General features: G+C 32.2%; 18 protein-coding genes. 5 read left to right on the forward strand and 13 right to left on the reverse strand.

All coding sequences use genetic code 11. From position 1 onward, the window contains the following. Nucleotides 1–29 precede the first annotated feature (29 nt). From LQ693_RS01715 to nrdI, 7 genes are all read right to left on the reverse strand, one after another. Nucleotides 30–830: an iron ABC transporter ATP-binding protein gene (locus tag LQ693_RS01715; protein WP_119493800.1), complete on the reverse strand. Its 801-nt coding sequence runs from the start codon at nt 828–830 to the stop codon at nt 30–32. Then, entirely contained in the window at nt 827–1,792 is a 966-nt protein-coding gene (locus LQ693_RS01720; RefSeq protein ID WP_103362205.1) for an iron chelate uptake ABC transporter family permease subunit, read from the reverse strand. The genes LQ693_RS01715 and LQ693_RS01720 overlap by 4 nt, the downstream gene beginning before the upstream one ends. Beyond that, nucleotides 1,782–2,753 (reverse strand): ABC transporter permease, encoded by a 972-nt coding sequence (locus tag LQ693_RS01725; RefSeq protein WP_025905417.1) that lies wholly within the window; start codon nt 2,751–2,753, stop codon nt 1,782–1,784. The genes LQ693_RS01720 and LQ693_RS01725 overlap by 11 nt, the downstream gene beginning before the upstream one ends. Before the next feature lie 126 nt (nt 2,754–2,879). After that, the gene (locus tag LQ693_RS01730; protein WP_103362203.1) at nt 2,880–3,296 is read right to left on the reverse strand and encodes a FixH family protein; all 417 of its coding nucleotides are present in this window, start codon (nt 3,294–3,296) and stop codon (nt 2,880–2,882) included. 149 nt (nt 3,297–3,445) lie between these two features. Then, entirely contained in the window at nt 3,446–4,417 is a 972-nt protein-coding gene (nrdF, locus tag LQ693_RS01735; protein WP_025905415.1) for a class 1b ribonucleoside-diphosphate reductase subunit beta, read from the reverse strand. A 28-nt stretch (nt 4,418–4,445) separates the two neighbouring features. Further along, nucleotides 4,446–6,551 (reverse strand): class 1b ribonucleoside-diphosphate reductase subunit alpha, encoded by a 2,106-nt coding sequence (gene nrdE, locus LQ693_RS01740; protein ID WP_025905414.1) that lies wholly within the window; start codon nt 6,549–6,551, stop codon nt 4,446–4,448. Further along, complete coding sequence (gene nrdI / locus LQ693_RS01745) at nt 6,514–6,912, reverse strand: class Ib ribonucleoside-diphosphate reductase assembly flavoprotein NrdI (protein WP_119493798.1); 399 nt, start codon at nt 6,910–6,912, stop codon at nt 6,514–6,516. Before nrdI ends, nrdE begins: the two co-directional genes overlap by 38 nt. A gap of 375 nt (nt 6,913–7,287) precedes the next feature. Between nrdI and LQ693_RS01750 the strand changes: the two genes are divergently transcribed. The 4 genes from LQ693_RS01750 (at nt 7,288) to LQ693_RS01765 (ending at nt 12,539) form a co-directional block, all read left to right on the forward strand. Further along, the gene (locus LQ693_RS01750; protein WP_025905412.1) at nt 7,288–8,172 is read left to right on the forward strand and encodes a DMT family transporter; all 885 of its coding nucleotides are present in this window, start codon (nt 7,288–7,290) and stop codon (nt 8,170–8,172) included. Beyond that, nucleotides 8,172–8,672, forward strand: a complete 501-nt coding sequence (gene queF, locus LQ693_RS01755) for a preQ(1) synthase (RefSeq protein WP_025905411.1) — start codon at nt 8,172–8,174, stop codon at nt 8,670–8,672. The genes LQ693_RS01750 and queF overlap by 1 nt, the downstream gene beginning before the upstream one ends. 294 nt (nt 8,673–8,966) lie before the next feature. Next, nucleotides 8,967–10,481, forward strand: a complete 1,515-nt coding sequence (locus LQ693_RS01760) for a peptide MFS transporter (protein WP_239703046.1) — start codon at nt 8,967–8,969, stop codon at nt 10,479–10,481. A gap of 555 nt (nt 10,482–11,036) precedes the next feature. Then, nucleotides 11,037–12,539, forward strand: coding sequence for a peptide MFS transporter (locus tag LQ693_RS01765; RefSeq protein ID WP_025905409.1), 1,503 nt, complete (start codon nt 11,037–11,039; stop codon nt 12,537–12,539). A 168-nt stretch (nt 12,540–12,707) separates the two neighbouring features. Here LQ693_RS01765 and LQ693_RS01770 read toward each other — a convergent pair whose 3' ends face one another. From LQ693_RS01770 to LQ693_RS01795, 6 genes are all read right to left on the reverse strand, one after another. Then, nucleotides 12,708–13,289 carry a 5' nucleotidase, NT5C type gene (locus LQ693_RS01770; protein WP_025905408.1) on the reverse strand — a complete coding sequence of 194 codons (582 nt, stop codon included), beginning with the start codon at nt 13,287–13,289 and terminating at the stop codon, nt 12,708–12,710. Between the two features lie 64 nt (nt 13,290–13,353). After that, nucleotides 13,354–14,421 (reverse strand): histidinol-phosphate transaminase, encoded by a 1,068-nt coding sequence (hisC, locus tag LQ693_RS01775; protein WP_103362200.1) that lies wholly within the window; start codon nt 14,419–14,421, stop codon nt 13,354–13,356. A gap of 102 nt (nt 14,422–14,523) precedes the next feature. Continuing rightward, nucleotides 14,524–16,038: an ABC transporter permease/substrate-binding protein gene (locus LQ693_RS01780; protein ID WP_025905406.1), complete on the reverse strand. Its 1,515-nt coding sequence runs from the start codon at nt 16,036–16,038 to the stop codon at nt 14,524–14,526. After that, nucleotides 16,035–16,997, reverse strand: a complete 963-nt coding sequence (locus LQ693_RS01785) for an ABC transporter ATP-binding protein (RefSeq protein ID WP_025905405.1) — start codon at nt 16,995–16,997, stop codon at nt 16,035–16,037. The genes LQ693_RS01780 and LQ693_RS01785 overlap by 4 nt, the downstream gene beginning before the upstream one ends. An 88-nt stretch (nt 16,998–17,085) precedes the next feature. Beyond that, entirely contained in the window at nt 17,086–18,864 is a 1,779-nt protein-coding gene (gene recQ / locus LQ693_RS01790) for a DNA helicase RecQ (RefSeq protein WP_025905404.1), read from the reverse strand. 22 nt (nt 18,865–18,886) lie between these two features. Beyond that, the gene (locus LQ693_RS01795) at nt 18,887–20,758 is read right to left on the reverse strand and encodes an ABC-F family ATP-binding cassette domain-containing protein (protein WP_239703045.1); all 1,872 of its coding nucleotides are present in this window, start codon (nt 20,756–20,758) and stop codon (nt 18,887–18,889) included. A gap of 85 nt (nt 20,759–20,843) precedes the next feature. Between LQ693_RS01795 and LQ693_RS01800 the strand changes: the two genes are divergently transcribed. Continuing rightward, nucleotides 20,844–21,659 (forward strand): ZIP family metal transporter, encoded by an 816-nt coding sequence (locus LQ693_RS01800; RefSeq protein WP_103362198.1) that lies wholly within the window; start codon nt 20,844–20,846, stop codon nt 21,657–21,659. Nucleotides 21,660–21,960: the final 301 nt, after the last annotated feature.

The following is a 21,960-nucleotide window of genomic DNA, read 5'->3' on the forward strand; positions in this document are numbered from 1 at the left end:
TCACTCCTTTCAATGTTGTATCAATTTTGCTACATAGCTAATGTTTTAATTTCTTCTTCTTCGATGTATTCATCATCAAAATAGACACAAATACGTTGACCATTAATTTCTTGAATTTTAATTTCTAAGTCATAAATGTCACGTAATACATCTTCACAAATAACATCGTTTTTAATACCAGCGATTTCAACTTTACCTTCTTTGATCGCGATAATTCTATCTGAATAGCATGAAGCAAAATTAATATCATGTATAACAATTACGATTGTCTTGTTCATTTCTTTCACAAGTCTTCTTAAGATTTTCATAATCTGTACAGAATGTTTCATATCTAGATTGTTTAATGGTTCATCTAATAGAATGTATTCTGTATCTTGAGCTATCGTCATCGCGATATAAGCTCTTTGTCTTTGACCGCCTGATAGTTCACTTAAGTATTTATCTTGAATTTCAGTGAGTCCTAAATAATCTAGCGCTTTATCAATCATAGCTTGATCTTCTTTTTTTAATTTACCTTTTGAATATGGAAATCTTCCGAAACTCACAAGTTGTCTTACTGAAATCTTAAGTTCTGTATGATTAGCTTGTTTTAAAATTGCTAGTTTCTTAGCAAGTTCATTACTTTTCATTGAAGCGATATCTTGATCGTCTATCGTAATTTTACCGTTATCTTTATCAATTAAGCGGCTGACCATAGCCAAGACCGTACTTTTACCTGCACCGTTTGGACCTATGAATGATGTGATTTTCCCTTTTTCAATTTCTATATCTACTTCATCAACAACTTTATGCTGATGATAAGCTTTTGTTAATCTTTCGACTTTAATCATGCTACATTACGCTCCTTTAAAATTAAGAATATAAAGTAAATGCCACCTATAAAGTTAATCATGATGCTAATTTCTGTATTACCTTCAAACACGTGCTCCACGACCCATTGACCTAAAAATAAGCTTATCCAACTGATGAGTATTGAAGCCGGTAATATGTATTTATGATCGAATTCTTTGATGAATTCATGTGCTAAATTCACGACTAGTAGACCTAAAAATGTAATGGGTCCAACAAGGGCTGTTGAAATTGTAACAAGTAGTGCAACCATAACCATCAACCATCTCGTCACATTTGTATAATTAACACCAAGGTTAATGGCTTGATCTCTTCCTAATGACAATACATCTAAGTAGTTCTTTATCTTAAAAGCAATGAATATCATAATTAATAAAACAATGCCTGATATCGTAAGTAAACCTTCATTTATTGCACTAAAGCTCGCGAACATTGCACTTTGTATTGATAAGAATTCTTCAGGATCTATCATCATTTCAATAAAACTAGAGAAACTAGAGAAGAATGTTCCAAAAACAATACCTAATAGTAATATGAAGAATACATTTTGATCTTTAGACCTAAACAATATTTGGAATAAGAATAAACTAAATAGAATCATACCTACCAATGTAATTAAAAAGTTAAGATGATTATTCAGTACGACTGTCGATGTGGAACCAAATAAAAATATTAAAGACGTTTTAATAAACATATAGACTGCATCTAAACCAATAATGGAAGGTGTTAAAATTCTATTATTCGTGATTGTTTGGAAAATAACCGTCGAAACTGCAATACTGCCACCTACTAATAACATTGCGATAACTTTTCTAACTCGTCCGGTTAATTGATACTCCAATATATTAGGATTAATGTTATAAAGTAAATAAAGTGCTGCAATTAATAGCGTTAACACAGATAAAAGGATTAATTTATGTATGGGGGTTAATTTATTGAGCATTTCTTGAACGTCCTTTCATCAGCAATACTATAAATATGAAACTACCAATCACACCTATTGTTAAACCAATTGTAATTTCATAAGGGAATATAATTAATCTTCCTATGACATCACAAATCATCACAAACAATGCACCAAATACTGCTGTATGTGGCAATGCATTTTTCAAATGATCTCCTCTGAATATTGAAACTAAGTTAGGAATAATTAATCCTAAGAATGGCATCATACCAACTGTTACAACAACAAGTGCTGTAATAATTGATGCAATGATAAGTCCAATATTGACAACTTTTTGATAATTAAGTCCTAAATTCACACTGAAATCTTTACCCATACCAGCAATCGTAAATTGATTCGCAAATATAAACGCTAAAATCAATAACGGAATACTAATATAGAGAATTTCATATCTACCGCTTGTAATAATTGAGAAATTACCTTGCATAAAATTACCAATACTTTGTACAGCATTTGTACGTAATGCAACAAAAGAAGAAAAACTCGACACAATGTTTCCGAGCATGATACCAACTAAAGGTATAAAAATAACATCTTTAAATTGAATTCTACGGAGAATTTGCATAAATAGCATTGTTCCAAATAAGCTTAATAATGTAGCAAATAATAATTTAAGTAGTATATTGGCTTCTGGAAACGCGATAAGAGAAATTAATATACCTAATCTCGCCCAATCCATTGTCCCTGCAGTTGTTGGAGAAACGAATTTATTTCTTGTTAACTGTTGCATAATCAGTCCACAAATAGCTAATGAACTCCCTGAAATAATAATACTGACTGTTCTCGGAATTCTACTCGACACTAAAATGTTCTTCTGTTCGTCAGTTAAATTTAATATATGTAAAGGTTTTACTTCTGAAACACCTATAAAAATAGAGAAGAACGTTGCAATTACTAATAATATGATTAAAACATCTAAACGCATTAAAAACTTTCCCATGTCACACCCTACTTCTCTTTAGTTGATAACGATTATCATTATCTCTATTGTAATGAAGAATATGACTAAATGCAATGCCATTTATAAAAAAGAGTGATGGAATTAAATTCCACCACTCTTTTATAATTATTTTATATTAATATCTTTGTTTGGCATTGTGTGTTGATCTCTAGCAGTAACATGACTTGTTACATTGTATTGACCCGCTTCTTTAAATTTATATTTTAAAGTGTATACACCATCTTTATTTTCTTTAACTTTCTTCATTTCTGAAGATTTTTTGTCCCCATCTTTAACGATTTCAAACATCACTTCATCTGCATCTTTTACTTTTTCATCACCAAGTGTCACTTTTGCTGAAACCTCTACTTCTTCACCACTTTTAGCTTCTTTAGGCACATCTAAAGCAACTTCCAAAGCTTGAGGTTTATCAGAAGACTTATGTTCTGAATGATGATGCTCATCCTCTTTCTTGTCATTTCCACATGCTGCTAGCACAGAAATGACCAATACAGTTAATACCCCTAGTAATATTCTTTTCATGAATATAACCCACCTTTCAATATATTATCTTCATTATAAACAATAAATATCACATAAATTCCAATAAATATTGAAAAATATGTTAACTTTTTATCCTCATAAAAAATAGCCTAGGACAAGGTACATGTCCTAGACTACTACTTAATTTTTTACTTTTCATCAAAGATGAAGTCTTCATCTTTAAGTGCTTCTACATTTAATGCTAGTACATAACCGTCACCTTTAACACTAAAGAAGTCATGGTTTTTAGTACTTGTATTTAATGCATTCTCAATAATTGGGTTGAACGCTTTTTCTTCATAATATGGTTCAAATCCTAAATTAGCTAATGCTTTATTCGCATTATATGTTACGTAGTTCATAACATCATTTGTTAATCCTATTTCATCATATAATGTTTTTGTATATTCGTATTCATTCTTATAAAGTAAATCAAGCATACGATACATTTCTCTATCTGCTTTAATTTGTTCGTCTTGTGACAATTCATTTTTTAAACTTTGTGCATCTAGACCAGTAAATACACCGTGAATAGATTCATCTAGTAAAATTTTACGGATGATTTCTCCTGAAGTTGTCATACGGCCTTGTCCTGCTAAATATAATGGATAGTAGAAACCTGAGTAGAATAAGAATGTTTCTAAGAACACACTTGATACTCTAGCCATGTATTGATCATAAATTGAAGCTTCTTTACCCCATAATTTATGATAATTACCTACGATCATTTCTGATTTATATTTCAAGTGTGGTTCTTCAACAACCCACTTATCTAATAATTCATTTGTTTCACTAGATGGTAATAATGTCGTGAATATATGTGAATAACTTTTCGCATGTATTTGTTCCATCATACCCATAAATGAATACACTGCTTTTTTACGTAAGTCTTTCGTATGCATCATGATTAGAGGCATGCCATCATCAGCTTGATGTGTATCTAATCCAGTAAGACCAGCTAATGCCTTTTTAAAAGCATTTTTTTCAGGTTCTGTTAATGTTTCCCAACTTGCTATATCTTTAGATACTTTAAATTCTGACTCAACCCACATTTGTGAGATGTTTTGACGCCAAAACATATTCGTCATATCTTCTTGTGTATTCCAGTTTACTGCCTTCATGTTAGATCTCCTATCTTAATTAAATTGATTAGATTGCGCAACTTGTACATTCTTCAACGCTTAATAATTTATTTCGTGTATAGTAAAGTGATTTTAAGCCTTTATGGTGAGCATATACGTATAATCTTGAAAGTTCACGTGTTGAAATCTCAGAATTTACATATAAAATTGTAGAAATACCTTGGTCTACATGCTCTTGAATCGTTGCAATTAAATCAATTAATTTCATTTGATCTGTATTAAATGCTGATTTGTAATACCACATTGTTTCAGGTGATAAGAATGGCATTGGGTAAAATGTTTCTGCATTACCATATGTTCTTCTTTCAATTTGGTCGACAATTGGCATAACAGAACTTGTCGCATTTTGTACATATGAAATACTTTGAGTTGGTGCAATAGCAAGTCTATATGCATGGTATAAACCATGTTCTTTAACAGCTTCTGCTAATGCTTTCCAATCTTCTGCAGTTGGAATATCGAAACCTTCAAATAATGCCGCAACATTATCGTATTCAGGTTTAATATCTTGTTGGATATATTTTTCAAAGTATTTACCTGAAGCGTAATCAGATTTGTCGAAATCTACATATGTTTCTTGTCTTTCTTTCGCAATTTCCATTGAACGTTCGATAGAATAGTAGTTCATCATCATGAAGAATACATTTGCGAAGTCTTTAGCTTGCTCTGATTCATAACCAATTTTGTTTTTAGCTAAGAAACCGTGTAAGTTCATAACACCTAAACCTACAGAATGTAGCTCATTGTTTGCTTTTCTTACACCTGGTGCATTTTTAATATCTGTATCATCAGATACAACTGTTAAAGCATCCATACCAATATGTACAGAATCACGGAATTTCTTTGATTCCATCACGTTTACAATATTTAATGAACCTAAGTTACAAGAAATATCACGTTTGATTTCATCTTCAGTTCCATAATCGTTAATAATTGACGTTTCTTGTAATTGGAATATTTCTGTACATAAGTTACTCATTTTGATTTGTCCGATATTAGAGTTAGGATGTACTTTATTCGCATTATCTTTAAACATCAAATAAGGATAACCTGATTGTAATTGCGTTTGAGCAATTGTATTTAACATATCACGTGCATCTTTAGCTTTTTTAATGATATTAGGATTTGCTACAAGTTCATCATAGTATTCATCTAGATTGATATCATCAAGTGTCACACCATATTCACGTTCAACAGTATGTGGTGCGAACATATAGAAATCTTTACCTTCTTTAGCTAAATCAAAGAATTTAGATGGAACGATTAAACCAGTAGAAATAGTAGATAATCTAATATCTTCATCTGCGTTCACTTTTTTAGTATCTAAGAATTCTAATACATCATAATGGAAGATGTTTAAGTATACTGCACCCGCACCAGGTCTTTGACCAAGTTGATCAGCATAACTAAAGCCACCTTCAAGTGATTTAGCAACTGGTAATACTCCTTTAGCGACACCTTTAATACCTTTAATAGCTTCACCACGTGCACGCAATTTAGATAAGTTGATTGCTACACCGCCACCAATTTTACTTAATTGTTTAGCTGTTGAATCAATAAAGTTAATTGAATTTAAGCTATCATCTACTTCTAATAGGAAACAACTTACTAACTCACCACGTCTAGCTCTACCAGCATTTAAGAATGTTGGTGTTGCAGGTTGAATACGTTGTTCAATCATACCTTCAACAAATTGTTTAGCTTGTTCAACATTACCTTTAGCTAAATATAGAGAAACAATAATAACGTGTTCTTTATATGTTTCAAGGTATTCTGATTTATCATTAGTCTTCAAAGCGTAATCTTTGAAGAACTTACTAGCTGACATGTAACTTGCAAATTGAAAAGGAATTGAATCTGCAAACTGGTTAATCTCTTTTAATGATGTCTCACTATATTCTTTAAATAAGTCATAATAAAAGTCTTGTTCAACTAAAAAGTGTAAACGTTCAATAGGATCATTGAATTGAATTGTTTTTTCTGCAATTTCTTCTAAATATACTTCTAATGCTTCTTGATCTTTTTCAATATCGAAAAAGCCGTCTTCTCTTCTCTTTGTTACCTTATTGTTTAATTCAATATGATTTTTCTTTTGTTTGTTTATCATTTTCATTGAGATTAACCACCTTTTCCTTAAATTCATCTGCTATAGCTTGGTTACCGTGTAACTCAAATTTCATCAATAAAGGGACATGATATTGATTCGCGATCTCTTCACTAGCTTTCGCGAAATTCTGTCCCCAATTTCTATTTCCACTACCTGCTACTGCTTTAAGATTATGATGATTCACTTTCAAAAAATCTTGTACAGTATCAGGTACTTGGCCAAATCCAATTGTACCTGTAACCATTATAAATGGTTCATTTATTTCATTTGTCTTGTTTGCCTCAGTGAGAGCCATTGTGTCAGACAATCCTGCTCTCTGTATGAACCGTCGTACATTACCAGTTAAAGAGTAATAAATTATCTTCATAAACTTTCACCTACCACATGTAAATGCTTATACAACTGTATAAATGAAATAAAAAATACAAAAAAATGAACACTTTATTCATTTTTATTTCAAATGCACAAAACACAAGATATAGTGTTACGTTTTATAAGCACATACTATATTATGTGATTCATTATAGCACTTTAAATGATTCATAACACTTATAATACCTTATATTTTTTAAAAAAATAGGGTTGACTTTCTTCTTGTTTCGACTAAGCGTTGCTATATCAACATTTGAAAATTGCTTTCATAAAAATTTATTTGTCGAAAACAATCAACGAACAAGTCATATACTTTTTAAAGTGAATTATGATAATATATGTTCATTGATAAAAAATAGAAGGTGTTTACATGAATTCCACAGTAAAAGGAATAATTGCAATACTCATTTCTTCGATTGGTTTTAGTTTAATGGCAGTATTCTTCAGATTATCTGGTGACTTACCAGTTTTTCAAAAATCACTTTTTAGAAACCTCATCGCAATGATTGTACCGATTTACTTTGTCATGAAGTATAGAGCACCATTTTTCGGTAAATTAGAAAATCAACCGTTACTCATTTTGCGCTCTACACTTGGACTTATTGGTGTATTACTCAATATTTATGCGATTGATCACATGGTTTTAAGTGATGCGGATATGTTAATGAAATTAAACCCATTCTGGACTATACTACTTTGCGCGATATTTTTAAATGAAAAAGCACGCAAATACCAAGTAATTGCAATGATTGTAGCGATTCTTGGTGCATTGTTTATAATTAAGCCTACATTTGATTCAGATATGATGCCAGCAGTTATCGGTTTATTATCTGGAATTTTTGCTGCAGGTGCTTATACTGCCCTACGACCTTTAGGACAACGTGAAAAATCATATACAACAGTATTTTACTTTTCATTCTTTTCTACGGTCGCATTAATTCCATTTGTCATCTTTACATTTGAACCTATGACACTTTCACAAGTCATCATATTATTGTTATCAGGTGTCTTTGCAACAGTTGGTCAATTCGGTATAACAATTGCCTATAGTTTCGCAGCAGCAAAAGATATTTCAATATTTGTATACGCATCTGTCATATTCAGTGCCATACTCGGTTTCATCTTATTTAAAGAAGTACCAGATTTACTCAGTTATTTAGGATACATTATTATATTCTTAGCAGGCTATTATATGTTCAAGAAAGCCCAAAGAAATCCTAAACCTAAAGAAGCAATTAATAAAGGAGAATCATAATGTCAGAGGGAAGAAACAAAGACGAATTAAAAGATATTACGTTATTAGGGAATCAAAACAATCAATATCATGATCAATACAAACCTGAAGTATTAGAAGTGTTCGACAATAAACATCAAGGTAGAGATTACTTTGTAAAATTCAATTGTCCAGAATTTACTTCTTTATGTCCTATCACAGGACAACCTGATTTTGCGACAATTTATATTTCTTATATACCAAACATTAAAATGGTAGAATCTAAATCATTAAAATTATACTTATTCAGCTTTAGAAACCATGGTGATTTTCACGAAGATTGTATGAACGTTATCATGAATGATTTAATAGAATTAATGGATCCCCATTATATAGAAGTTTTAGGTAAATTCACGCCACGTGGTGGTATTTCTATCGATCCTTATACAAACTATGGAAGACCAGATTCTAAATACGAAAAAATGGCAGAGTACCGTATGATGAACCACGATTTATATCCTGAAAATATCGACAACAGATAATAATTCAATATATAGCCGAGTCATATTCAACATGACTCGGTTTTTTATATGTATAAATTTCACATTTCAAAACATATTACTCACCAATTAAGAAAACGCTTACAATTTTAAAAATTTGTTCACATTTATCTTAAGCCTTGCCACTATTGACGCTATTATTTTTAATAGTCATTATTGTATGAATATTGTTAATCTTTACCTTGTGTTTATTTTGCGAAAGCATTACAATTTAACATGTGCTAATTTTAAGTACATCTAAAAATGAATACAGTTTATTATGAGGGGAAGTAAAAAATGGGTAACAAACATTATACTAAAGAGGAAATTATCCAAAGTACACCACGTACAGGTTTCTTTGGTCATCCTAAAGGCTTGGCTACATTATTCCTTACCGAATTCTGGGAAAGATTTAGTTATTATGGAATGAAGGCTATTCTTGCCTACTACATTTACTATTCAGTAGCAAAAGGCGGCTTTGGTATTGATCAAGGTTTAGCACTTCAAATCGTTTCTATCTACGGTGCACTTGTTTATATGAGTGGTGTTATTGGTGGATGGATTGCTGATAGAATTACTGGTACACGTCATGCATTATTCTACGGTGGAATACTCATCATGATTGGTCACATCTTATTATCACTACCAAATAATTTTACATTGCTATTATTCGCGCTATTGTTCTTAATTATTGGTACAGGATTATTGAAACCAAACATTTCTTCTACAGTAGGTTTATTATATGAAAAGAATGACCCAAGAATGGATTCAGCATTTACTATTTTCTACATGTCAATCAACTTAGGTGCTTTAATTTCACCATTATTAATCGGTTGGTTACAAGTAAACGTAGGCTTCCATGCTGGTTTTGCAGTAGCAGCAGTTGGTATGTTCATCGGTTTAATCATTTATTTCATCACAAACAAGAAATATTTAGGTTTAGCAGGTATCGAAGTACCCGATCCATTATCATCTTCTGAAAAGAAAAAAATGGTCAAAATTGTTGGTATCACTGTCGTAATTATCGCAATTATTTGTTTCATCCTAAGTCTATTCGGACAATTAACATTGCCTAATTTCGCAAACTTTATTTCAATACTTGGTGTTGCTCTACCAATTTACTATTTCGTAAAAATTTCATTAAGTAAAAAGACTGAAGATTATGAACGTACACGTGTATATGCATATATACCATTATTCATTGCAGCAGTAGCATTCTGGATGATTCAAGAGCAAGGTTCTACAGTATTAGCACAATTCGCAGATACTAAGACACAATTAAGCATGGCTAAATTAACAGGTGGCGCAATTGATTTTAATATACCAGCAGCTTGGTTCCAATCACTTAACCCATTCTTCATTATTATTTTAGCACCAGTGTTCTCAGTATTATGGGTTAAATTAGGTAAATTCAACCCACCTACTGTTTATAAATTTGCTATAGGTGTATTCTTAGCAGGACTTTCATATATTATTATGGTCGTTCCATTATCAGACACATCAACATTAATTAACCCAGTTTGGTTATTTGCAAGTTTCTTATTAGTAACATTAGGTGAACTTTGTATATCACCAATCGCATTATCAACAACGACTAAATTAGCACCAAAAGCATTCACAGCTCAAATGATGAGTGTTTGGTTCTTATCAAACGCTATGGCTCAAGGTTTGAATGCTCAAATGGTAAAAATTTATACAAGTATTAGTTCAAATGATTATTTCTTATACTCAGGTATATTCGCAATCATCATTTCAATCATCTTACTTGTAGCAAGTCCAAAAATTAAAACATTAATGGCAGGCGTAAAATAAGATCTAGCCATTTACGAGGTAAGGACAACAAAAGTTGTCCTTGCCTTTTTTAGTATTAAGAAAGTTTTGATTAGTGGGAGTTAGGTGGGAATTAGAACGCTCTAACTTCCATTATTTCGAATTCTGGTAGTTAGAATGCTCTAACTTCCATTATTCTGAATTCTGGTAATTAGAACGCTCTAACTTCCATTATTTCGAGTTCTGGTAATTAGAATGCTCTAACTTCCATTATTTCAAATTCTGGTAATTAGAATTCTCTGACTTCCATTTTTCTGAATTGTGGTAGTTAGAACGCTATCTCTTACGGACATTTCTCGGAATTCTGTCCCTAACGATACCACCAAGATCCCACACATAAATCCTCCCCCTCCCTAAACCTATTAAACAATTAACTAATATGTGTAAAAATACTTATTATTGATATATTAATTATTTTAGAATATTCACAATATTAGAACTCATTAAAATTTTATTGAATTTACTAACATATAGGGTTAAAATGTTCTTTAAACTTACCCGACAATCAGGGGAAGTTTAGAAAGGAAGCGATTTTTTATGGGCAAAATGACGCGAGAGGAAATGGTTGAAACTGTCCCTCAACATGGATTTTTTGGACATCCTCGCGGCTTAGGTATATTGTTCTTTGTAGAATTCTGGGAACGTTTTAGTTATTATGGAATGCGTGCAATTTTACTGTATTATTTATACTTTACTGTCAGCCAAGGCGGACTAGGTTTAGATAAAATTACAGCTCAACAAATTATGGCCATGTATGGTTCATTAATATTTATGACAGGTATATTAGGTGGTTGGGTAGCTGATAGATTACTCGGCTCTCGTAGATCATTAATGTACGGTGCAGTACTTATTATGCTAGGTCACTTAGTGTTATCTTTACCATTTGGTTTAGGTGCATTTCTTATTTCTATGATATTAATCATTGTAGGTTCGGGACTTATGAAACCTAACATTTCAAATGTTGTGGGTGGTTTATATCATAAGAATGATAATAGATTAGATGCAGGTTTTGTTATCTTTTATATGTCAGTTAATATGGGTGCTTTATTATCACCACTTATTATCGACAAAGTACGTGTAAGCGTTGGTTTCCACCAAGGATTCTCAATCGCAGCTTTCGGTATGCTTTTAGCTTTAGTAGCATACATTCTATTCCAAAAAAGAAGTCTTGGGGAAGTTGAAAATCATCCTTCTAACCCACTCAATCATAAAGAAAAAGTTAAATACGCTAAAATGTTTACATATAGTGCAATCGGTATTGTTATTCTTTTAGCTATTTTATATTTAACAGGTCATCTTACATTTAATTCAATCAGTTTAATTGTTTTAATTATCGGTATCGTTATACCATTTGTTTACTGGACAATTATGTATAGAAGCCCTGATATAGATCAAACAGAAAAATCAAGATTACTTGCGTATGTACCATTGTTCTTAGCTTCTGTTTTATTCTGGAGCATTCAAGAACAAGGATCAAACGTACTTGGTGTATTCGCGCAAGAACATACACAATTAGATTTAAATGCATATGGCATTAATTTCGTGATACCAGCAGGTTGGTTCCAATCTATTAACCCAATCTTCATCGTTCTATTTGCACCAGTTATTTCATTCTTGTGGCAAAAATTAGGTAAATACAATCCTTCTACTCCACTTAAATTTGTAATTGGTTTAGCATTCGCTGGTATTTCATTTATTGCTATGATGATTGCAATGATGATGCAACAAGCAGAACTGATGAATCCAATTTGGTTAGTACTCAGCTTCTTCCTTTGTGTTATAGGTGAATTATGTTTATCACCTACTGGATCAAGTGTTTCAGTTAAACTTGCACCAAAAGCCTTTTCAGCACAAATGCTTAGTCTTTGGTTCTTAACGAACGCAACAGCACAAGGTATTAACGGACAATTAGTTAAATTGATTGAGCCATTAGGTCAACAGAACTACTTTGGTTTAATCGGCGCAATCGCTATTGTCGTTTCGCTTATTGTATTATCAATGACACCAAAAATTAAAAAACTTATGCAAGGCATACATTAAAAAGGGAGCAGGACAGAAATCTAATTTGTAAAAAAAGATTTCGTAGTCCCGCCCCGGCAAGGATGACTAGAGTTGGAAAACCTTGGTACAAGCGCATTTCAATTCAGTCATCTACTGCCAAGATACTAAAAAAGACTGAGACATTACATTATGTCCCAGTCTTTTACTTTATTTATATGATTCTGATAAAGATTCTTGTTGTTTATTATATTCCCCGTTTTCACCTAAGAAATATGCTTCTACTTCTTTCCAGTTTTGAACTTTTGGCCATTTATCAATATCAATATTATGATCTGCTGCATACATAATTGAATGATTATTGAAGCTTTCAAGTTGTTTAGGATTATCATCAATTAAATAATCTGTGTTGACGATACCTTTATCTCCACAAAATACAAAGTGTTGAGGGTCTAAGAATGGCATATGTTCTCTTAGCCAAGCATATTTATCAGCAAATGATGTTGGTACGTCCATTGCTGCTGTAACAATATAAACGTCATAGTATTCATTTAACTTCTGTACAACTTCTACAGCGTCTGGAAATACTTCTAAGTCTCTAAAAAATCCATCTTCTCTTAAAATACTTGTCAAAATACCTTGATGTTCAGGCATCATATTACGGATTTTTGTACCTTTAAGTTCTTCCATAGTAACATTAGAAGAAGTTTCTTCATTGTAACGTCTTAAAAGTTTTTTTATTGTGTCAGCTAGCACTTCATCCATATCGATACCAATTGTTTGCTTCGTCATTATACCTTCTCCTTTATATATCAATGTCTACTAGTATACCAAAGAACGTATTGCCTTTCCTTTATTACGAACTGTGTGTTTTAAAGAATTCTTCTAATACTTGTATCATCTTATCGTTATGTTCACTAAAGCCCATCGTAATACGCACACCATTTGGGAATGGTCTTGTAATAAAGCCTTCTTTTATTAAATAATCATATAATACTTGAGGTTCGTCTGTATTAACGTATATAAAGTTCGTTTGGCTATCGTAAATATGTTCTTTAAAAGGTGCATTTAAGAATTTTTCAATTTCATGACGATTCTTTGTTGTAATGTCTTTTAAGTAAGCTTGATCTTTAATCGCGGCATCTGCTGCAACAGCTGAAAGTGACGTTACATTGAATGGTAATCTGACAATATCTAATTGGTCTAATAATGATTCATTCGCGATTGCATAACCAATACGTTGTGCTGCTAATCCATACGCTTTAGAAAGTGTACGTAAGACAACGACTTGATTATATTTTGAAAGCAATTCTAAGCTATTTGGCATGTCTTCAGCAACAGCAAATTCAATATATGCTTCATCGATTAAAACGATAATATCATCTGGTACTTTTTGAATAAATGCTTCTATAGCATCATGAGGTAAATATGTGCCTGTTGGGTTATTCGGATTACAAATCCAAATCAGTTTCGTTTTATCTGTAATTTGTTCATACATTGCATCTAAATCAAAATATCCATCTTTAATCGGTGTTGTTTTAACTTGGGCACTTTCAATAATAGCATGATGTCTATACTGTCCAAATGTCATGTCACTCGTTAAAATTTCATCATCTTTTTCAAGAACTGCTCTTGAAATAATCATAATCACTTCATCTAAACCTGAACCAAAGAATATTTGTTCTTTCTTCACATTGAGAAATGTACTTAATGTTTCTTTCACTTCAAATTGTTTTACTTCTGGATAGTAAAATAATTCATCTAAATTAGCTTTGATTGCTTCTTTAACATTTGGTGAAGGACCATATAAATTCTCATTTGAAGCAAGTTTGACCATGTCTCCATCTATGCCGTACTTTTCTTTTAATTGTCTCGGAGATAACCCCGGTTGGTATGCTTGTAATTCACTTAATTGTTGCTTCATTTTTAGACCTCCAAGTTGAAATATAAAAACGGTAAACCGAAATTTACCGTTTGTTAATTTATTAGTATTATAGACCTAATCATTTTCATAAATCAATGGTATTTAATCAATCAAGTCATTCTTCTGTAAATATTCTTTCGCGACTTGATAAGCATCTTCATCCTTGATCGTAACTCTATAATTCATTTCTTGCATTTCTTCATCAGATATTTTGCCTTTTAATTTATTCATAGCTTTCACCACATCTGGATGCTCTTTAATTGTTTCTTTTTTCATAAGTGGTGCACCTTGGTATGGTGGGAATAATTTTTTGTCGTCTTCTAAGACAACCATGCCATATTCTTTAAGCTCAGCATCTGTTGAATATGCATCAATTAAATCAATATCATTACTTTCAAGCGCTTGATATCTTAATTTAGGTTCCATTGTTTTAACATCTTTAAAGTTTAAATCATATTTCTTTTGAATACCTTTGTAACCATCTTCGCGGTCATTAAACTCTAAAGTGAAACCAGGTCGAATTTCATCTTCAACCTTACTTAAATCTGAAATAGTTTTAATATTATGTTTTTCAGCATATTCTTTTTTAACTGCTAAAGCATACGTATTATTATATTTCATCGGTTCAAGCAATTGCATATCAAACTTTTTATCAAGACTATTATTAGCTTGATTATATACTTCTTGCTCTGTTGTTGATTTCGGTGTTTCTTTTGTTAATTCACCAAGAACTGTACCTGTAAACTCTAAATATCCATCTATTTCGTCAGACTTTAATGCATTAAATAGGAAAGAAGTCTTACCCATACCTGCTTTAACTTCAACAGTGTTGTCAGTTTCTTCTTCAATTAAAATCTTATACATATTTGTGATAACTTCTGGTTCAGATCCTAGTTTACCTGCTAAAGTAATTTTATCACCTTTTTGAGCAAATAAAGGTATCGTCACAGATAATAAGAATATAACTAATATTGTTCCAAGAATAATTAAAGATTTTTTGTATGAAATTCTTTCTAAAATTCTTAAAAATACATCAAAGAAAATCGCTAAAATAGCTGCAGGAATCGCACCTAGTAATATAAGAGATGTATTATTTCGATCAATACCTAATAATATTAAATCCCCTAGACCACCAGCACCAATTAAAGCTGCTAATGTTGCTGTACCAATAATTAATACCATAGCTGTTCGAATACCAGCCATCATAACTGGCATTGCAAGTGGTAACTCAACTTTAGACAATCTTCTACCAGTCTTCATACCTATACCACGTGCCGCTTCAATTAACGAAGGGTCTACTTCTTTAATACCGGTATATGTATTCCTTAATATCGGTAATAACGCGTATATAACAAGTGCAATAATTGCCGGTATACGTCCTATACCAAATAGCGGAATCATTAAACCTAGTAAAGCAAGAGATGGTATTGTTTGTAAAACAGCTGCGATGTTAATAATAACTTCGGCTAGCTTTTTAGTCTTTGTCAGTAATATACCTAACGGAACTGCGATGACGACTGCGATTAAAAGTGCAATAAATGATAATTGAATATGTTCAATTAACGTTTCTAAAAGTTGCCCTTTACGGCTTGAAAGTGTTTCGATTAATGCATTCATGAAGAAACACCTCTATTCTTTTCAGCTAAATAACTAAACACATATTGTCTTGTCACAATATGGCTAGGTGCTGTATTTTCTGAATCCATCACAATCGCTTCGTGTTCTGCCAATAATCCATATATGTCATCAATTGTTTGATCTGGTGACACTTTAGGATATTGATCAATAGATTGTGTATTTACGTCTGAAATTGGTTGCGCAATATCACCGAGCTTCACTTGCTTCAATACATGCGCATCCACATTACCAATAAATGATTTTACGAAATCATTTTTAGGGCGATGAATAAAGTCTTCTGTCGTTCCAATTTGCTCCACATGTCCTTGATTCAATAAACAAATACGGTCTCCCATTTTCATCGCTTCTTCAATATCATGCGTTACAAAGACGATTGTTTTTTTAATTTGCGATTGAAGTTCAAGTAAATCATCTTGTAGATTCTTTCTACTAATTGGATCTAGTGCACTAAATGGTTCATCCATTAAGACAACTGGCGGATCGGAAGCAAGTGCTCGAATAACGCCAATACGTTGTTGTTGTCCACCAGATAACTCACTTGGATATCTATCTCGATATGTTTCAGGATCTAAACCAACCATAGTGAGCAATTCATCGACTCTATTAGCAATATCTTTCTTTTTCCATTTCTTCATTTCTGGTACTTGCGCGATATTTTCTTTAATCGTCATATGCGGGAATAGTGCAATTTGTTGGAGTACATATCCAATATCCCATCGCATCTCCGCAACATCATAATCACTTATTGGTTTATCGTTAAAATATATAAACCCTTCTGATAAAGGTATTAGCCTGTTAATCATTTTAAGTGTTGTAGTCTTTCCACACCCAGAAGGTCCTATAAGTACAAAGAATTCACCTTCATTAATATTAAAACTTACATTGTCTACTGCTTTCTTATCCCCGTATATCTTTGAAACAGCTTCAAACTTAATCATTAATAGACACCACATTCCTCTTTTTTATCAGTGCTAGAATTTCTTCTATATTATTTACCCTAATTTCACAATAAAATGCCTATTCTTCTTAAATGGGTTGTTTATAATTTTTAATGGTTTCAATAAATATCGGACAATAGTGTTTCAATTTATAACTACCAATACCGTCTATTAAAATCATTTCTTTTTTAGATTCAGGTAATCGTTTAGCAAATTGCTCTAAAATTTGGTCAGAGAATATAGAAAGTGGTGAAACTTCTAATTCTTTACTTAAATCTTTTCTAACTTCTATTAATCGATCAAATAAAGATCTATCAACATCTGTAATTGTTTGGATATCAACGATTTCTTTCGGCTTAGATTTAAATGGTGTAGTCATAATTTCAACTTTTCCACGCAATACATCCATTGCATCTTGGTCAACACTTAATATTTCTTTATGTTCATTTAAATAGCCTTTATAACGCAATTCATCTAGTAAATGATGACATTCATTCGTCGTATAATCTTTTAAAATGCCATAAGTACTGAGTTCATCATATCCTAAAGATGTTATTTGAGGTGTTTGTTCACCTCTTAATACTTGAATAATCATATTACGTTTTTCTTTTTGTTTTAACCTTGCGATACAACTTAATATTTTTTGTGCTTCAGTTGTCATGTTATAGGATTTTTCTGATTGTAAACAACTAGAGCATCTGCCACACTCTTCTAATTTTTCATCAGGATTAAAGTAATGAATCATCATCGCTTCTAAACATTTAGTCGTCTTCGTATATTGAATCATTTGTCGAAGCTTTTCGCCTTGCTTTTCTTTGTATTCATCATCTGCAGAACTTGAAGAAATGAAGAATTTTTGAAGGTCTATATCACGGTCTGAGAATAATAAGATACATTCACTGTCTAACTGATCACGACCAGCACGACCAGCCTCTTGATAATATGATTCGATATCTTGAGGCATATTATAATGAATCACGAATCTAACATTTGATTTATCAATCCCCATACCAAAAGCATTTGTTGCGATTGCTAATTTGATATCATCTTCAATAAATTTACGTTGTGCACGTTCTCTTTCATCTTTTGGTAAGCCAGCATGATACATCACATTCTTAATTTCTAAATCATCAAATGTTTCACTTAATTGTTCAACTTGTTTTCTAGTAGAACAATAAATAATACCTGATTGATGAATATTTTTCTTCACATAATCTTTAACAAAATTAAGTCTCTGATATGTATTGTTCACTTTAAACGTTAAATTCTCACGTTTAATAGACGTTTCAACAATATCACTTTCAGCAATACCTAATTTTTGAGAAATATCTTCTTGTACTTCTTTAGTAGCTGTTGCTGTTAATGCCACCAATCTAAAATGATGAGGCAAGCTCATAACATGTGTAATCACTTCTTGATAACTTGGTCTAAAATCATGTCCCCACTTCGAAATACAATGTGCTTCATCAAATGCGATAAGCTGTACATTACATTTGTTCAACATTTGTATAAACTGTGGTTGATTAAATCTTTCAGGTGCAATATATAGAAATTTCAACTGTCCTGAGACAAGTTCATTCTCTACTCTTTTTTTCTCTTTAGCTGTTAAAGTACTGTTTAAAAATTCAGCTTTGATACCCATCGATCTCAAGCTATCAACTTGGTCTTTCATTAATGAAATCAATGGACTAATTACAATCGTTAATCCATCTAAATATAGACCTGGTACTTGATAACAAATCGATTTACCGCCACCTGTTGGCATAACACCTAAAGTGGGACGATGATCAATAACTTTATCAATAATTTCTTTCTGTCCATCTCTAAATTGTTGATATCCGAAATACTCTTTTAAAATATTTTGCATCTATATATACACCTCTATACGCTTATAATCTGTCTGATAAGGATGACCAACGCATATAATCTTCTTCATATTGCGTTTCAATTGATGTCTTTTCATTTGCGAGTTCATTTAATTTTTCATAATTTGTAGCATGTTCAACCATTTCTTGGTCAATTTCTTCTAATCTTGTTTCTATATATTCGATATTTTTCTCGAGTTGTTCTAGTTCACGCTTTTCTTTGAACGATAATCTTGCTGAAGTCTTAGGTTTCGTTTCTGTTTTTTGAACTTCTTTATGCTGCTGTGTTGCTTTTTTCTCAAGCTCTCTTTTATATTCTAAATAGTCTTCAAATGTACCTAGCATAGGTTCGATTTGTTGATCATGTATATACCAATATTTATTGGCCACTTTATTTAAGAAATATCTATCATGACTTACCGTTATAACCGTTCCACCAAACTCATTAATATAAGCTTCTAATATTGTTAAAGTTTCAGTGTCTAAATCATTTGTAGGCTCATCAAGAATTAATACATTCGGTTCGTGAACTAATAATTTTAATAAATATAAACGTTTTTGTTCTCCACCTGATAATTTATTAATTTGCGTGCCATGCGTTTGACTTGGGAAAAGAAATCTTTCTAACAGCTGCGTAACAGATACAACTGTGCCATCTTTTTCTTTAGCAACTTCACTTTCTTCTCTTAAATAATCAATCATTCTCTTATCTGAAGTTAAACTTTCATCTTGCTGTTTAAAATAAGCAATTTTTACAGTTTGACCAGTAATGAGATTACCTTCAAAAGTTTGATCTAACCCACTAATAATATTGAGTAATGTTGTTTTACCTGCACCGTTTTCTCCAACAATACCAATTCTATCGCCTTTTTGAATAATCGTTGTAAAGTGTTCAAATAACTTTCTATCTCCAACAGATTTAGAAATATCGTCTAACTCAAATACTTGTTTACCAAGGCGAGAATGCGCTAAATTCAAACTTGCTTCACCTTGTGTTTTTCTATTTGATAAATCTTCTTCTAACGTATTAAACCTTTGGATTCTTGCTTGTTGTTTCGTTGATCTAGCTTTAGCACCTTGTCTCATCCAATTCAATTCTTGTTTATACAGCGCTTTCTTTTTAACATGTTGTTGTGCTTCAATTTCTTCTTTTTCAGCTCTTGCTTCAATATACGCTTCATAATTACCTGGATAACTTGTGAGTTTACCATTTGAAAGTTCAACAATTCTTGTAGAAACTTGATTTAAGAAATGACGATCATGTGTAACAAACATGATTGTGTGGGGGTATTGTTTAATATAGTTAACGAGCCATTCAATTCCTTCAATGTCCAAATGGTTTGTCGGTTCATCTAATAATAATAAATCTGGTTTACGTATTAATTCTTTTGCTAATGCAACTCTTTTTTTCTGACCACCACTTAATGTAGATATTTTTTTAAGATAGTCATTTATACCTAGTTTTGATAGAATAGTTTTAACGTCTGCACTGTAATCCCATGCATTTAATCGATCCATATCAGATTGATATTTCATCATAAGATCTAAATCCTTAGATTCACCCGTCTGTTGATATTGATTTAAAGCATTTTCATATTTAGAAATCACTTTCGTCATTTCAGTTTCGTTATTTAATACTTCATCGATTACAGTTAAAGATTCATCAAGTTCAGGCTTTTGGCTTGCATATGCAATTTGGTATTGGTTAGGATAAGATGTCTTCGCATCATAATCATCATCAATATTTGCAATAACTTTAAGCAAAGTACTTTTCCCTGTTCCATTGATTCCAACTAAACCAATGCGTTCTTTGTAAGAAATGGATAAATCTAAATCATCAAAAATAATTTTGTCACCATATTGCTTATTAAGTTTTTCAATTTTATATGCTTCCATGAATTAACATCCTTTAGTATTCTCAGTTTTCAATTAATATATTATACACTTTTTTTCACACAAAAGATATGAAGGAGCAAAAACTATGCAACAGATTTTTACAGAACTACCACCATACTTGCAAGCATTATTCGCAGGTATCATCACATGGTTGCTAACAGCATTCGGTGCATCGTTCGTTTACTTGTTCAAAAATATAGACACAAAAGTTATCAATACAATGCAAGGATTCGCTGCAGGCGTCATGATTGCAGCTAGTTTTTGGTCTTTATTACAACCTTCTATAGAACAAAGTTCACATTTAGCAATGCCTTGGTTACCAGCAGCAATCGGCTTTCTTTTAGGCGGATTGTTTATTAGACTATTAGACTTTGTCATACCACACGCACACCAAAACGCAGTTGATAAAAGTCAGCGAGTAGAAGGACCAGATACTAAATTAGGCAAAAACACTTTGCTATTTTTAGCAATCACATTGCATAACATTCCTGAAGGTATGGCTATCGGTGTTGCTTTCGGTGGTGTAGCAACTGGAAATGAAGGCGCAACATTATTAGGCGCACTCGGCTTAGCAATCGGTATCGGTATACAAAACATTCCTGAAGGCGCAGCACTCTCGATGCCAATCCGTGCATCAGGTTTATCAAGATGGAAGTCATTTAACTATGGTCAAGCTTCAGCTTTAGTTGAACCTGTATTCGCAATGTTAGGCGCATTACTAGTTGTCATCGCGACACCAGTTTTACCATATGCATTAGCATTCGCAGCCGGCGCAATGATATTTGTCGTTGTAGAAGAACTCATCCCCGAATCACAGTCAGGTAACAACACTGACTTAGCAACATTAGGATTAATGGGTGGCTTCACAATAATGATGATACTAGACGTTGCTTTAGGTTAGATAGAATAGAAATCCCAATCGTGAGGACGATTGGGATTTTTTCATTGTTTAATGTGTTGGTGAGTGGGGGTTGAGGGAGATGTGGGAGATGTGGGGGTTGGGGATGGTAATGATATTGGGGATTTTGGGGATGTCGATGTTTTTGGGAATGTCGTGGCTTAAGTTGGAGTTAAGCTATGACTTGGACGTTCTCTTGGCTTTATTAGGAAGTTAAGCTACGACTTGCGCTATCTCTTGGCTTTATGCAGGACTTAAGCTATGACTTGGACCATCTCTTGGCTTTATTAGAAAGTTAAGCTAT

It is taken from the genome of Mammaliicoccus sp. B-M6 (genome assembly GCF_022386965.1).
In the GTDB taxonomy this organism is placed as follows: domain Bacteria; phylum Bacillota; class Bacilli; order Staphylococcales; family Staphylococcaceae; genus Mammaliicoccus; species Mammaliicoccus sciuri_A.